We start from the raw sequence: 14,679 nt of genomic DNA, 5'->3' as shown, positions 1-14,679 counted from the left end.
AACCCGTCAGGGTTTATTTGATATGCCCACTTTTATAAAATCTATAAAAGATAATAATAAACTATATGAAAAGACCGCATTTTGTATGAAAATATACCTTAAGTTGATGGATGTGGGGTGGTACCCCATCGCCCATCAACCTAAGATTTTAAAGTATCCCCTAAACGGAAATTTTTTTGTTTTTTGAACTTTTATTTATTTTTCGTATATGACGTAATACTTCTTAAGAAGATTCCTACCCCTGCAAAAAAGAATCCTAAGCATAATAAGCTGGCTGGCGTTCCCCAAGTGATTTGATCTAGCAATTTTATCCCCTCCCATTTATTATTATATAGTATTTATTAGAATTCATCCATATTTTCCCTTAAATAGGTGCCACAACATGCCCATCAAGCTAACGAAACAAGTTTCCAAAAAAATAAAAAAAACGTTATTCTTTCAGTAAAATACTCGAAAAGGATGACGTTTTTTTATGGACCTCTTGCTTTCTGCAAGAATTCCATCTATTCTCACAAGAATTACAACGCTTTCTATCTCCAGTAGTCCTACAAGACATCGCCAGACAAGTTGGCTTTGTACAGCGATCTAGTAAATATCAAGCAAACGAACTCATTGCCCTTTGCGTATGGCTCAGTCCGGAAATCGCTAACACATCACTTACACAATTGTGCAGTCGGTTAGAAACTTCCACTGGGGTACTAATGAGCCCAGACGGATTGAATCAATACTTTAATCCAGCAGCTGTCGCATTTCTTCGAGAAGTCTTTACTTCTCTTCTCACACAAAAACTCTGTTTCAAGCAATGGTTGTTGACTATAATATTTATCCGCATTATCCGGGTAGGGCAACGATTCGCAGATTGAGGATGATATGGAAAATAAAGAAATAAGAAATATAGCTCTACATCATTGTTGTATATCTTACAATCGGTGTAACTAAAATAATGTGATTATTATTAAGAAAAGTAGAATAAGTCCAGAAGTTACCTTCCCCCTCAGATTATCTACTTTTCTTGATCATCAATCTGATTTATTATAGAACCACCCGTTGTTATAACGTCCTTGTATTAGTTGGTAAACTTCGGAAATTATGGTCCTTTCGCAATTTTAGAAATTATTCTAAAAGAATTTATTATTAATCATCTTCATTTCGATCTGGAACTAAATTCTCATCTCCTGGCATTAGTCTCCATTTCTTTTTTAGAACGATACGGAACCAAACACCAGGTAAGAATGAGGTCATTAATGCTAACATAACGAGTACGGCAAAAAACTCCTGATTGATAATCCCTGTTGAATATGCAATAGAAGCGAGGACAATTCCTGGACCTCCACGGTCATTGATGGCTATTGCAAGATTGAGACTAGTTAAAGGATCCTGCTTGATCATCCTTGATGTTAGATAAACAGATAGAGTTTGTACGAAACAAGCAAATAAAAGAAAACCGAGGAAATAAAATGGATTAAAGTGTTTAATAAGATCTAATTGTAGCCCAACAATCGCAAAATATAATGGAATAAACCAAGAAAAACCAACTTTTGAAACAATATATTCAACTTTATCCACTTCATCTGTTGGAATGGACAGTTTAATCATAATTCCAGCGAGAAGAGCTCCAAAAATGGTCTCTACATGAAGGTACCCTGCAAGTGATGCTAACATGAACATGGTGAATAAGAAATATCCAAGATGTGATGCTTTAAAAAGGAAATTATTTTTAAAAAATGTGAAGCGATTAAATAAAAAGTGTGCAGTTAAAAGTACTCCGATAATAAAGCTAAGGTTTATTAATGTCGTTTTGAGTCCTAAACTAAATGTAACAATACCTTCTTGGCTTGCTATTGCTGTTGCATATCCTAAAGCCACCCATAGAATAATATCGTGTATACCAGCACATGCAAGAACTATTTTGGCAAATCTAGTGCGCATGATTCCTAAGTCGTTAAATATTTTTGATATAACGGGTATGGATGTAACCGCTATAGATACAGCGATAACAATCTTGATTGCAAGCGGACTGTTTGCGCTTCCCATGTAGGAAGTAACATTTAATAGATCAGCAGCAAACCAACCTACAATAAATGCTGGAATGGTTGCCCCCACAACTAATGCAGAAGTAATTTTAAAATCTTCTTTATTAAATTTTGTCTGGAATTTTAACCCTGAACTAAACATGAGCATAAGCAAGCCAATTTGATAAAGAATTCCAAATAACTTACCTTCTCCATCGAAACCTAAAAACATCCATTGGAAAGTGTCAGGGAAAAAATAGCCTAACAATGTTGGTCCAAGAACAAGACCTGCCGATATTTCACCGATAACTCGAGGAATCATCAAACGTTCTGCTAAAAAACCCAATAGGTGAGCTAAAGCTAATAGGCAGCCCATGGTAAATAAAAAATGAGCGACATCTACACTCTGTATACTAAACAAAGATATCCTCCTTTCTATAAATATATATATATATATATATTATGTAAATAGGTGGAAGTATGTAAAGGCATGAGTACAATTTGATAAAATAATACAAAGTCCATCAGTGATACCTAGCCTCATATAAAGTTCGTGTTCCTCAGACCGGAAGTTTGCCGCTCGGTTCCGATCAAATGCAGGCTTATCTCACCGCAGCCTGCCAAAACATGAAAAAAATAGCCCTTCACCTGACCCTTTTTGGTCAGGTGAAGGGCTATTTTCTTATTTTTATCATTTTTTATATTTTGTAGGGATAAAAACTTCAATTCTTCTAGAGTGTTTGGAAAGCAATTTTTTCATATGAAAGAATTATTTTTGTTTTCATACGGTAACACTGTATCAGCAATATAAAAATAGATACCTTATACCACATTCGTATTATGTTTAGTTTTTATTTTAAAATTGCTCTTTTGTCATTACAGTCATAAATTCTTTAAAAAACTTGTTATAATCAAAATTTACAGCAACACGCTGCCTGGGACGATTATCTAAATTTTCAGGAGTAAAGAAGTTTCGAAAATCCCCAACACTTTGTCCACGAGCTGTACCGTTTTCAGCGATTAAAATTTGAGATTCATAATAGGTAAACATATCGTCATACATAATCCCCATTAATGGCAGAATGTCATGAACTGGACTTCCTTGAATATTTGGCACCCGTTTCTTGTAAAAATCATAATAATAGTCTAGCAAAGGTTTCACTAAATCTGTTTTTCCTTTGGAATGAATATAATTCACCATTTCAGGCGTAACGATCGCTCTTTGCGTCACATTTAGAGGATAGATAGACACATTTTTTGCATACTTAAATACTAGATTAGCTGCAACCGGATCTCCATAAAAATTTGCTTCCGATACAGGAGTGACATTTCCAGGATACAAAAAAGCTCCCCCCATAATATAATAGGATTTTATTTGTTTCATTAAATCTCCATACAGAATAAACATCGTAGCAAGCGAAGTTAACCTTCCAGTATTCACAATAATAATTTCCTCTTTATATCTTTCAATAATCTCTATAACTCCAAAGAAATTTTCTAATTCTTCAGCCGGTATGTCTGAAGGAGGAACGATTGGACCTAATCCATGAAAGCCATGAATTTCAGGGTAATAGACTGGAACTTCTCCAGTCATTGATCTTTGTGCACCGCCCATAATTTTAATATCCATTTTTCCAATTTTCCCTGCTAAATATCGAACATTTCGGGCCGCAATTTCACGGGATACATTACCATAGTCGGCAACAATCCCAACAATATCAATTTTGTCGGTTAAGTATGTAAATATAAGTGCTATAGCATCATCAATTCCTATATCACCAAAGAATAAAACTTTCTTCCCCATTTATTCACCTCTTTAGGTTTTGCACTTATTTCTTTATCACTTACAAAAACTTTTTCAACTACCGATGATCCAAGTTATGGTACGTTCGGCAAATTATTCACTTCATACGCAACCCGAATCCCCGATTCAATCCCTCCTTGCATCCACCCATGGGTAAGCGTCGTATGTTCACCAGCAAAGTGCACTTTCCCTTCAGGTGTATGAATATAAGGGTATAATTCTAATTCCTGTCCCGGTTCAAAAGCCGTGAAAGATCCAGCAGAATAAGGGTTTTGACTCCAGCTAAAGGAAGATCCTGATATGAACTCAAAATAAACCTGGTTTCCATAAATTTCTGCCAAGTTCATTAACGCATATTGAATACGCTCTTTTTCAGATAAACTATCCCATATTAAAGCTTCATCCGCCCATGTATAACTAGCCAGAACCACAGCAGGTCCTGTTGTACCAATCCCGTAGCTTGGGAAATACGTAAATCGAATTGGGAGGTCAGTGATAGATCTACCACCATATTGACCTTCTCTTTCCCAAAATCTGCTTTTAAACTCGATTGCAATTTTGGTTGCGGACATATAGTTGAGTTCGCGAATTGCTCTTCGTTTATAATAGGAAAAAGAATCGTATGGTTCGACTTTTACAAATCGCAATGTTGAAAAGGGTATAGTCACTATAGTAAGATCACCTGTTATTGTGAAATGCTCTGAGGTTTTTTGATGAATGGAATGGATGGTTACACTGTTTTGGGATTGGACAATTTTTATCATTTTTTGATGGAACAGAATATCTTCTTTTAGTTGTGGTAGAAATGCCCGCGGTAATAGATCCATACCGCCTGTTATCTCATAGAAACGAGTGGTTGATGTGAAGAATGCCATTTCTCGTAATACTTCAACTAAAGACATCCCCATAAATGCTTCCATATCAAGAAGTACACCAATCATATCAATTGCACCGTTTGAAAAATATGAGTTTAAGAAAAAACCTAATGAATATTTTTTATATTGTTTTTCTACAATAGCCCAATTTCTTGTTGGATCTTGTTTAATGAAATTAATGATCGGTTGTAGTACTGAAAGCATTAGATCTTCAGCCGTTTTCCCTTTTTCATTTGGAGCAACTGGATATTTTAAAATACTTGGATTACGTTCAAACATATCAAGACGCGTTTTGATGCCATTTGCGTAAATGATATCCATCGGAGTTCGATTAATAAATAGGTTCGTAGGCAATGCGAACTTTTTAATATACTCTAATGTTAAAGAATGTACATCAGGAATGCGCATTGGCCCTGCGTTAAAAAATAACCCATCACTAAAAGGGGAGCGCAAAGTATAAACACGTCCCCCTATTCTATCATCTGCTTCTAGAATAGTGACTTTATGTCCAGTGTCCTTTAATAAAGATGCTGCAACAAGTCCAGCCATTCCTGCACCAACAATAATAATATGTTTAGGAGATTGCGAATTTATAAGACCATTTCTAATAATATTAATCATTTGCTCAGTTGTTAATTGATTGTTCATATTTTTAGGCATCTCTTCTCTCCTCTGCAAAAGTATTCCTTGCATTATATTCCTTTGTACAGATGCCTATGTATTTTTAACATATATGTATATATTTACCATTAAAATCGATATTTCAATTAAAATTTAGACAGTAAAAGATGTAACAAAAAATAAAGTTTTTATAGATATTTTTAAATACAAAGTGCCTGAAAATCAGTTGTCGTTTTTATTCATTCTATTCGTAGACATACCTATATAAATCACCGCTACAAGATGATCTACTCTCGTTTTCTCACTTTCTTTTAACTTGGCATAGGGTAGAAAAAAGGATTTGACGGCTTCTACGCACGGTCAAATCCTCTCTCCTACCTAAAAAGGTATGTTTTATGTTGTTTGTTTCATTTAAGAATGAAGACTGTTATTACTTCGCAGGTTTCCCTACATACGCTGAAATATCAACATTTAACGCTTTCGCTAAACGCATACCGTAATCACGATCCGCACGGAAGAAGTTGCAAATCGCAAGTAATTTTGTTTGCTCATGCACATCTTTTAAGTCGTTTGTTAAGTTGGCAATTAAGTTATCTTGTTCTTCTTTAGAGAATGAACGGTAACGCTCACCCGCTTGCTTGAAGTCGTTTGGTTTATCAATTTTTTCACGAGATACATAGCCTTCAAGCTTCATAGTTGAATCACGGTACGCTGGATCTTCAACTGGGTTTTCCGCATGACGACTTGGCTCGTAGTTAATTGTTGATGGTTGTTGATTCATTTGCATGGCACCATCACGTTGTTGGTTACGAACAGCTGCATATGGGCAGTTTACTGGAATTTGTAAGTAGTTCGCACCAAGACGGTAACGCTGTGTATCTGGATAAGAGAATAAACGTCCTTGTAATAATTTATCTTCAGATGGTTCAATACCAGGTACAGTCGCACTCGGAGTAAACGCTACTTGCTCTACTTCCGCAAAGAAGTTTTGCGGGTTACGATTCAATGTCATTGTTCCTACTTCCATTAATGGGAAGCGATCCTCTGGCCATACTTTTGTCGGATCTAACGGATCAAAGTCTAAAGAATCCGTTTCATCTAATTGCATCACTTGTACGTGAAGATCCCATTTTGGATAATTTCCTTTTTCAATCGCATCAAATAAGTCACGAGTTGCATGGTTGAAGTCTTTTCCTTGTACTTGTTCTACTTCTTTTGCATTTAAGTTACGAACACCTTGTTGTGGTTTCCAATGATATTTAATGTAAACAATTTTTCCTTCTGCATTGATCCATTTAAATGAATGTACTCCGAATCCTTCCATTTGACGATAGTTTGCTGGCGTACCGTAATCTGAGAATACCCATGTCATCATATGTGTAGACTCTGGAGACAATGTCATGAAGTCCCAGTAACGATCTGGCGTTTGAATATTTGTATCTGGTGCTGGTTTTAAAGAATGTACCATATCGGGGAATTTAATTGCATCACGAATGAAGAAAACAGGTAAATGATTACCAACGATATCATAGTTTCCTTCTTCTGTATAAAACTTCACAGCGAATCCGCGTGGGTCACGAGCTGTTTCTGGAGAACCTTGACCATGAATAACTGTTGAAAAACGAACAAATACAGGCGTTTCTGTTCCCGCGTTTTGCAAAAATGCTGCTTTCGTATATGTTTTCATACTATTTTTGGTTACGAAAACACCATGAGCACCTGCACCACGCGCATGTACGACACGCTCTGGAATACGTTCGCGATCAAAATGAGCAAGCTTTTCTACTAAATGATAATCTTCTAATAATACCGGTCCACGGCGACCAGCTGTACGCGAATTTTGGTTATCTCCTACTGGAGCACCTTGGTTTGTTGTTAAGCGATTATTTGGATTCATCAGGGGGAACCTCCTATTATTTTATGATAATAATTACTTATTTAAAATTATTATAAATTAATTATTGTTCAAAATTGCTTTTTTGTCAATTATTTCATTCACTTTTTTGGAAACAATTTCTACTAAACAATCAATAAATGAGTCTTGTGCATTCGGCATAGCTGGTCTGAAATAGGATACACCTAATTCATCTGTCACAACTTTACACTCATAATCATTGTCATACAGCACTTCTAAATGTTCTGCTACAAATCCGACAGGACAGTATACAAAAGATTCATAACCATGCTTTTCATATAAATCTTTCGTTACATCTTGTACATCCGGTCCAATCCATGGATCCCGTGTATTTCCTGCACTTTGCCAGCCGATTGTATAATGCTGGGTACCTGCTACCTTAGCAATTAAATCTGCTGTATGCTGCAGTTGTTTCACATATGGGTCTCCCGCCGCAATAATTTTTTCTGGTAAACTATGCGCTGAAAAAATGACAACAGCTTTCTCCCTATCTGCAATTCTAGTAAATGTTTCTTTGATTTCATTTGCCCAATAAGCAATAAATTTTGGTTCGTCGTACCATTGTTCAATTGGTTCTATAACGGGACCATTTATACTCTCAGAAACCTTTCGGGCACGTTCGTTGTACGCTTTAATACTAAACGTTGAATAATGAGGTGCTAACACAATACTAATTGCTTCCTCAATACCGTCTTGTTTCATTTCTTCTACTGCATCTTCAATAAAAGGTGCGATATGCTTTAATCCTAAATAGCATACAAATTCAAATTCTGAAAAACACTTATTTAACTCATTTGTTAACTTTCTAGCTTGCTCCTTTGTAATCTTCGCAAGCGGTGAAATGCCACCAATCGCTTTATAGCGCTCCACTAAATCATCAAGTGCTTCTTGAGATGGCTTACGACCGTGACGTATATGCGTATAATATGCCTCCACACCTTCTAATGACTCTGGCGTTCCATACGCCATCACAAGTAAACCTATTTTCTTCTTATTCATCTATATTCACCTCAATATCAGAAATGAGAATCTTTTTCAAGAACATTTGTTTCCAGTATAACAATTGATAATGAGTACGTCAAAATAATAATTCTAAATAAGTATTTTTTATAATATGATTATGAATTTTATTTGACAATTTATTTAATACCTTTTCATATTCTGGTTTGCTTCGATCTATATAAGACGAATATGATACAGGAGTGCTATCGGTGCATACTACTCATACAAAAACGCCTGGATTTAACTAAATCCAGGCGTTTTACTCATATGTCTTATTTCACTATCTTACATTTCCGTAAGTATAATCGTTCTTGATATTTAATTTTTGAATGATAACCCATTTTCCTGCAAAGCAGTTCTCAGTTTAGGTAAAGATGCTGGTCCCATACCATGAAATCGCAAAATCTCTTTTTCACTATATGTTGATAGTTGTTGCAAAGAAGTAATTCCATTGTGTTCAAACGCTCTTCTTGCTGGTGCCGATAGTAAAGAAAGAAATCCATGATCAGGTTTGCGTTCTTGCTCACAAATCGGACAGGTTGGACAATCGCTACTTTTATAATATTTGTGCCCTTTATCGCAAATCCTTACATTTTTTTCTGAAATCGTCATATTAAAATGTCTCCTTTCTGTTGAACTTATTTTCCCTTTCAACACCCTACTAACTATCGAAGATTGATTTGTTTAATTTTTCCAAGTTTGATATTTATACTTTGATGTGCGCTTCACTATCCCCTTATCGCACGATTGCTATTTGATTTTAACATAAAGTGAAACTTTAATCAGTGGGGGGTCCTCCCCCTTCACTGATTATTAACCCTCACCAATTGGGCTTTTACGGACAGTTGATCCCCACCTCTACATAATCTTGAGATGGGGGATTCTACTATTTCTGACCTAATAAAAACAGTTCCTCTCGTTCAACAAAAGAATACAACAATATAAAAGTCCGGTAGCGCCCTTATACAAGACGACCAATCGTCAAAGCGGCGGATTAATGAATAGAGACACAAAGTTTCCGCATATATTGCATCTTTCCTTAGGTGCAGCTACGAAAGCTTATGGTGTAAGACTTACTAAGTTTAATATTATAAAATCACAATAAAATGAATGAAAGATGTATAAAAATAATTAGTGGTATATAATTCCATTGCAATATTCGACTTCAAGTATATCGTTTAAATATTGATATACAATTAATGACGATACTCTTTCAATTTGTTAGTATATAAATGACTTAACCATAAATTAGCAATAATTATACTAGTTTATGAATTTATATTCAAAATAAGGATATCTCAACGATTTTCAGGAGGTTTTTTTCAAATGAAGTTACATAAGATGAAACATTTGCTGCCTATATCTGCTGCAACAATTACACTTGTATCTAATCAAGGAACGGCCGATGCCGCAACGATTTATACTGTTAAAAAGAATGACACTCTCTGGGATGTTAGTAACCAATATGGCGTTTCAGTTCAGGCAATGAAACAAGCAAATCATAAGACGAATGATCGAATTTATATTGGAGAACAGTTAACCATTCCAGCCTCGCCTTCATCAAGCGAATCTACACCGCAAAAAGATGTAGCAGCTTCCAATCATTCAGCTCAAGCTGTTTATCAGGTTCAACGAGGAGATACATTAGGAGCTATCGCAAAACGATACAATGTATCCATACAAGCAATTAAACAAGCTAACCATACAAACGGTGACCGAATTTATGCAGGTCAACACTTAATCATTACGACAGGCATTTCAGAACAAGAAATGGACTTAATGGCTCGTTTGGTTACTGCCGAAGCCGGAGGAGAGCCTTACGCTGGGAAAGTTGCAGTGGCAAAAGTTATATTAAATCGCGTTAATTCAACAGAATTTCCAAATACAATTACCGATGTAATTTATGAACCTATTAAATATGGCTATTCCTTTACTCCAGTTACAGATGGAAGGATTAATCAACCAGCAACCCATGAAGCAAGAATGGCAGTAGAGGAAGCAATCTCTACGAAAGGAAGTAATTCTGATTGGCTTTATTTCTATAACCCAAAAACTTCTACTGACAAATGGATTACCACGCGTCAAACCGTTGCAGTAATCGGTAATCATGTGTTTGCTAAATGAGGAATTGATTCATTCACTATATTTACTCTCGGACAGATCTCTTTCCTTGGAAGGTCTGTCCCTTTTTATTTCTTTTCTATAGATTCATAGAAAAGAATAAAGAAGACACTTGTGAGAGTGTCTTCTTTCATTGTAAAAATCTCTTAAAATATGTATCTAGTATCCTACATACTCATAAAAAACTTTCGTTACATCATAGCGCCATTATCTTTGAATGAATACCATTTTCCATCAATGAAATGTTTACCTGTTGCCATTGCACCGCTAGACTGTAAATAATACCATTCACCATTTTCTTGTAGCCATCCTGTTTGCATCACATCAAAAAAGTAATACCACTTTCCATTATAACTAAACCATCCTTGCTTATTTGCACCAGTTTCATCATCAAAGTAATACCATTCACCGTCTAGTTGTTTCCATCCTGTTACCATTGAGCCATCTGAATTAAAGTGCCAACTAGTACCGCCTTCAGCTAATTTCCCTGTCCGCATAGCACCACTGTCATCAAAGATGTAACGCTTTCCTCCTTCATCTAACCAACCTTCGTTCCACCCATTTGCTGTGCTTTTCATTGTGCCATTTGCATTTAAGTAGTACCACGTACCCTTATCTTTTAACCACCCTGTTTTCATCGTTCCGTCTGCGTTCATATAGTACCAATTCCCATTATCTTCAATCCAACCTGTTTGCATCTTACCACCAATAAAGTAGTACCAGCTTCCTTTATAGTTTAGCCAACCATTATAACTAAGCCCCTTATCATTAAAGTAGTACCACTTATTATCAATTAAAGTCCAACCTATTGCCATGGATCCATCTTCGAGAAAATAGTTACCTGTACGATATTCTCCAATCCAAGCTTTCGTAAACGTTTCCCCATTATCTGGATTTAAAAAATAAGTTTTCCCATTATATTCAAGTAATCCGTGGTGTAGCTTTCCACCTTGATGTACATAATACCACTTTCCACCATACTGAACCCAACCTTTATCGGCATACATCGCACCGTCTGCTCCTAGTAAGTAACCTTCATATTGATCTACAATATAACCCGTTTTCATTTTTCCGTTTCCATCAAAGTAGTACCATTTTCCCCCATCACTTAACCAACCTGTTTTCTTCACGCCATTTTGATCATAGAAATACCATGTATTCCCCTCTTTTACCCAACCTGTTTTCTGCATTGCCTGTTCTGCTTTTGGAGCAAGTTGTTTTACAGCTTCTTGGTTTTCAGCATGAGATACTGCAGGAACTACAAACATTGCAGACATTAAAACTGGTAAAATGGTTTTCTTCATTTTCCATATCCCCCAAATAATGAATAATTTTAGATTTTATTTCCACAACCAGAATTATATTACGATGTTTTAATATAATCAATACATTTTTGTAACAAAAATGAAATATTTTTAATTATCACGAAATAAAAATCGTTTAATGGTAATCAAAGTTATCTTTTCGTTACACTTTCATTTTAATAAACCTTTACAGACGCTATGTTTTAGGTGATTAAAAATAGATAGAGAATTAACATTCTCTAAATCTACCCTGCCACAAATTTGTCAAATGAAAATAATTCTTAATTTGATAAATATATGTTCTCCCAATAACTGTGGAACTTCACATCACCTTAAAAAATTCTCAATATTGCAGTTATGATTCCTCAAAATTTGCACTTTACTATGTAACTTAGAAAAGCAAACGGATAACCGTTGAATTCTAACAAGCATATGAGGAGGAATTATAATGAAACAGCCTTTTATTAAAAAAGCAGCACTGATTTCTACCCTTACAATGAGTACAATCCTATCCACTACAATTCCATTTAACGTTTTAGCAGAAGCACCTAATCAAGCAATGCAAGCGCAACAAGAACACCTTTCTGAGGAAATTATGAAGCTATCATTTGAAGAAAATCTAAATGATAGTTCCGCTTCCAATCATAGTATTTCATATAAAAATGGAAGCCCTTCTTTTACAGATGGGCGCGTAAATAAAGCTCTCAACTTCAAATCAACATCACAGAAAAACGCTTCTTACATCGACTTAGGGGATACAACGCAATTAAAATTTGGAGAAAGTACAAATTTCACAGTAGCCTTTTGGGTGAACTCTTCAGGTGTAAACGCTGATCCTGCTATCATTTCAAATAAAGATTGGCAAAGCGGCGGGAACTTAGGTTGGTTTATCGGTTTAAAGGATAAAGCTCTCCTTTGGAATTTCAAAACATCTGGCAGCTCTCGTCTTGATGCTTCTATCCCAAATGTTGCTGATAATGCTTGGCATCATATTGTGATTTCTCATGATCGTAATGGATATGCAACGATTTATAAAGATGGCAAGTTAGAAAAACAAATTGATATTAGTAAAATGAAAGGTACAATCGATACGAATTACACAACAAAAATCGGTGTCGATGGCAAAGGAAACTTATTCGGCAATAACTTCAATGCGGCATTAGATGAAGTATCGATTCTAAAAAAGGCAGTAACAGCTGAAGATGTTCAAAAGATGTATCTGTCTGCTCCTCCTATCTCTGTTACTGACATTTCAATTGATCAACCGACTATTCATTTAAACGTTGATGGTTACACATATGTAAAAGCCGACATCAAGCCGTCCGATGCAACAAATAAAAATGTAACTTGGACAAGCAGCAATAAAGACATCGCAGACGTTGAAACGATAGATGGAAAAGTAAAAGTAATTGGAAAAAGCATAGGGAAAACAACAATTCAAGCTCTTTCTGAAGACGGAAAAAAAGTCGCAAATGCAGAACTAACTGTTTCAAATTCTTTAGATGTAACACGGGATGGCTTGCTTGAACAAAGTGATGTAAACTTTGTAAAACAATACATCGGATCAGATGAAAATAGTCAAAACTGGAATGAAATTAAGCACGCTGATTTAAATGGAGACGGAAAAATTGATGAAAAAGATACCCTCCCTCTTGAGGAACGACTAAAACAATCTACAAATTATCCGTACAAACGTGTCTTTATTATTGGGTTAGACGGAGCTGGGATTGCCGTCAAAGATGCGAATGCTCCTAACATTAAAAGTTTTATTGAGGGCAGCGCAAGCACTTATAACGCTCAAGCTCTTTCACCAACAATTAGCGCTCAAAACTGGGGCGGAATCTTGCATGGGGTAACACCTGATAAAACAAATATCAATAATACAACCGCAGGGTCCCAAGCGTATCCTGAAAACTCACCTTATCCATCATTTATGAAAGTACTAAAACAAGAACGACCATATGTAAAAACAGCTTCATTCTCTGCATGGAGTCCAATTAATATAGGGATTATCGAACAATCCGTAGGCGCTCACTTAGAGTCTGTTCGAGATGATCAGTTGGCACCAAAAATCGCAAATTATATTAAAACGGACGGAAAAGATACGGAAGTCACATTCATTCATTTTGATGATATTGATGGCGCTGGTCATTCTCAAGGTTATGGAAGCCCGGCATATATGAAACAAATTGAAAAAACCGATAAAAATGTAGGTATCGTATTAGATGCAATTCGTGACGCTGGTTTACTAGAAGACAGCCTTATTATTATGACGACAGATCACGGCGGGAAAGGCTACGGTCACGGCGGAGAATCTCCTGAAGAAAAAACGATTTTCTGGGCAGCAAATGGTCCTGGAATTCCAGCTAAAACAACCATTACTGCTCCAATGACAAATATGGATACAGCAGCGATTGTAGCGCAAGCACTTCGCTCAAATAAACCAACAACTTGGGATGCAAAAGCGCCTGAAAATTTATTAGAAACATTCTCAACTAGTATTAAACTTAGTGAGTCCGAACATGCCTTAAAAGAAGGAGAATCGTTTGAAATTACCGCAAAGATTGATCCTAATGTTACAAATAAAAAATTGACTTGGAAGAGTGATGATCCAACTATCGCAACAATAAAAGCAACGGATGACAAGGCAATTATCACTGCTGAAAAAGCTGGTACAACAACAATCACTGTAACAACTGCTACTGGTGAATATGTAGCAACATGTAAAGTAACTGTTGGGCTAAATCATGTACCTGTTACAGGAATTACAGTAGATGAACGATCTTTCCAACTTACACAAGGAGATTCCAAACCTGTATCTGCTTCTGTTCTTCCTGAGAATGCATCAAATAAAAAAATAACATGGAAAAGTAGCGACTCGAGCATCGTTACACTTGAAAATCAAAATGGTGCAACTTATGCAAAAGGATTGAAACCTGGACGTGTTGTTTTAACTGCAACGACGGAGGATGGAAAATATAATAAATATGTTTATATTCAAGTGAAATAACGAAAAAAAGCGGCT

At 35.9% G+C, this 14,679-nt stretch carries 10 protein-coding genes and 1 pseudogene; 4 read left to right on the top strand and 7 right to left on the bottom strand.

Features of this window, described 5'->3' with window-relative positions:
- Together AAIE21_RS24235 and AAIE21_RS24230 are read left to right on the top strand one after the other, a co-directional pair.
- Nucleotides 1-187: hypothetical protein (locus AAIE21_RS24235; RefSeq protein WP_343269108.1), on the top strand; the 187-nt coding region annotated here is incomplete at its 5' end.
- Nucleotides 188-472: 285 nt separating this feature from the next.
- A pseudogene (locus tag AAIE21_RS24230) lies at nt 473-794 on the top strand (IS4 family transposase); the annotation flags it as partial.
- A 340-nt stretch (nt 795-1,134) separates the two neighbouring features.
- Here AAIE21_RS24230 and AAIE21_RS24225 read toward each other — a convergent pair.
- From AAIE21_RS24225 to AAIE21_RS24200, 6 genes are all read right to left on the bottom strand, one after another.
- Nucleotides 1,135-2,433 carry a cation:proton antiporter gene (locus tag AAIE21_RS24225; RefSeq protein WP_343269107.1) on the bottom strand — a complete coding sequence of 433 codons (1,299 nt, stop codon included), beginning with the start codon at nt 2,431-2,433 and terminating at the stop codon, nt 1,135-1,137.
- Nucleotides 2,434-2,868: 435 nt separating this feature from the next.
- Nucleotides 2,869-3,816, bottom strand: coding sequence for a nucleoside hydrolase (locus tag AAIE21_RS24220; RefSeq protein WP_343269106.1), 948 nt, complete (start codon nt 3,814-3,816; stop codon nt 2,869-2,871).
- Between the two features lie 74 nt (nt 3,817-3,890).
- The gene (locus tag AAIE21_RS24215; RefSeq protein ID WP_481858710.1) at nt 3,891-5,312 is read right to left on the bottom strand and encodes a flavin monoamine oxidase family protein; all 1,422 of its coding nucleotides are present in this window, start codon (nt 5,310-5,312) and stop codon (nt 3,891-3,893) included.
- Between the two features lie 430 nt (nt 5,313-5,742).
- Nucleotides 5,743-7,209 carry a catalase KatB gene (katB, locus tag AAIE21_RS24210; protein ID WP_343269105.1) on the bottom strand — a complete coding sequence of 489 codons (1,467 nt, stop codon included), beginning with the start codon at nt 7,207-7,209 and terminating at the stop codon, nt 5,743-5,745.
- 57 nt (nt 7,210-7,266) lie between these two features.
- Nucleotides 7,267-8,226, bottom strand: coding sequence for a ferrochelatase (gene hemH, locus AAIE21_RS24205; protein WP_343269104.1), 960 nt, complete (start codon nt 8,224-8,226; stop codon nt 7,267-7,269).
- A 321-nt stretch (nt 8,227-8,547) separates the two neighbouring features.
- Entirely contained in the window at nt 8,548-8,841 is a 294-nt protein-coding gene (locus AAIE21_RS24200) for an RNA polymerase alpha subunit C-terminal domain-containing protein (protein ID WP_343269103.1), read from the bottom strand.
- A 714-nt stretch (nt 8,842-9,555) separates the two neighbouring features.
- On the opposite strand from AAIE21_RS24200, the gene AAIE21_RS24195 reads away from it, so the two are divergent.
- Complete coding sequence (locus AAIE21_RS24195) at nt 9,556-10,353, top strand: cell wall hydrolase (RefSeq protein WP_343269102.1); 798 nt, start codon at nt 9,556-9,558, stop codon at nt 10,351-10,353.
- A gap of 188 nt (nt 10,354-10,541) precedes the next feature.
- Here AAIE21_RS24195 and AAIE21_RS24190 read toward each other — a convergent pair whose 3' ends face one another.
- Nucleotides 10,542-11,654 (bottom strand): glucan-binding protein, encoded by a 1,113-nt coding sequence (locus AAIE21_RS24190; RefSeq protein ID WP_343269101.1) that lies wholly within the window; start codon nt 11,652-11,654, stop codon nt 10,542-10,544.
- A 448-nt stretch (nt 11,655-12,102) separates the two neighbouring features.
- Between AAIE21_RS24190 and AAIE21_RS24185 the strand changes: the two genes are divergently transcribed.
- Nucleotides 12,103-14,664 (top strand): Ig-like domain-containing protein, encoded by a 2,562-nt coding sequence (locus AAIE21_RS24185; protein WP_343269100.1) that lies wholly within the window; start codon nt 12,103-12,105, stop codon nt 14,662-14,664.
- Nucleotides 14,665-14,679 lie beyond the last annotated feature (15 nt).

It is taken from the genome of Paenibacillus sp. 102, from assembly GCF_039549175.1.
Classification (GTDB): Bacteria; Bacillota; Bacilli; order Bacillales; family Bacillaceae_G; genus Bacillus_A.
Note: the sequence above shows the minus strand (reverse complement) of the source record. Positions and strands in the feature narration are given on the sequence as shown.